1 protein-coding gene is annotated in these 1503 nt (G+C 42.9%); it reads left to right on the forward strand.

Going from position 1 to position 1503, the window contains the following annotated elements; genetic code table 11:
* Positions 1 to 118 precede the first annotated feature (118 nt).
* A partial coding sequence (locus A3729_RS23475) for an extracellular solute-binding protein (RefSeq protein WP_156498094.1) occupies positions 119 to 1503 on the forward strand: 1385 nt, incomplete at its 3' end.

Raw genomic sequence — 1503 nt, forward strand, 5'->3', positions numbered from 1 at the left:
AAAAAAATTAGCTTACTACTGTTGTAAGCCCTTTCCCTTAGATAAACTCTTATGCCTGCGCGCCTATTTCTTTTATAGGAATAGGTTAATTTATCGTTTCTTCATTAAGGCTTTAACCGTGCTTTCTACGCCTCAATATAAGACTATTTTAATCATAGCGTTTTTACACTTTTTTACTGGTAAGGCGCTTGCTGCCGAAATTATTACCGAGTCACATGGCTTTGCTTTGTACGGCGACCTTAAATACCCGCAGGACTTTTCTCATTTTGACCATGTCAATCCTAACGCCGCCAAAGGTGGGAACCTGCGTCTAATGGGTTTCGGTTCTTTTGATTCTCTAAACCCTTACATTTTAAAAGGAACCAGCCCCTTCAATTCTCCGGGAATGTTTATGTATGGGTTTACAGAGCTAAATGAAACTTTATTAGCAGGAACCGGAAGCTACTCACCATCAGGCGATGAACCACAAAGTGCCTATGCCCTGTTGGCCGCTAAAATCCGTTACCCCCAGAATTATGCTTGGGTCGAGTTTGATATCCAGCCAGAAGCACACTTCCATGACGGGCACCCGGTCGACGCTGAAGATGTTGTGTTTTCATATACTACCCTTACAGAAATCGGGCACCCGCGTTTCAAACAAAGCCTTCGCGCCGTTACCAAAGTCAAAGCGATTGACGCCGATACAGTGCGCGTTGAGTTCGATCAGGCCGACCAAGCTGCAAATATCTTACGATTTGGTGAAATGCCGATATTACCCGCGCACTTCTGGGTGGATAAAGATTTCGAACGCAGCTCCCAAACCATTCCACTGTTAAGCGGGCCTTATAGAGTCGGTGACGTAAAGGTTGGCCAGTCAATCAAGTTAGAGCGTGTAAAAGACGCTTGGTTTACTAAGTTGCCTAAGGGTGAATTAAATATCTATAAAGGTAGATATAATTTCGATACCGTAGTGATAGATTTTTACCGCGATCAGTCAGTGGCATTTGAGGGCTTTAAGTCTGATAGCTTTGATCTGTTTTTCGACTATACCGCAAAAAACTGGGCTAAGGCCTACGACTTCCCTGCCTTGAATGAAGGTAAGGTCATTAAAGCGGAAATTAAACATGATATTCCCAGCACCACTCAGGCTTTTTTCTTTAACAACCGCCGTAAGATATTTTCCGATCCAAAAGTCAGAGAAGCACTGAGCTTAATGTTTGACTTTGAGTGGACGAACAAAGCCCTTTTTAATGGCGCTTATAAGCGAAACCAAAGCTACTACCCTAATTCAGCATTCAAAGCTACTGGCCTCCCTAGTGAAGAGGAGCTTGAACTACTATTGCCTCATAAGAAAAATTTGCCTGTTTCCCTATTTGAGTCTGCCTTTTCCCTACCCAAAACTAAAGGCAATGGAAATATTCGTACAGTACACCGCAGAGCACTCAATCTTTTAAAACAAGCTGGCTGGATTTTAAAGGATGGTGAATTAAGGCATGCAAACAGCGGAAAAGTATTTAGCTTCGA

The sequence above is a fragment of the Oleiphilus sp. HI0043 genome, assembly GCF_001634935.1.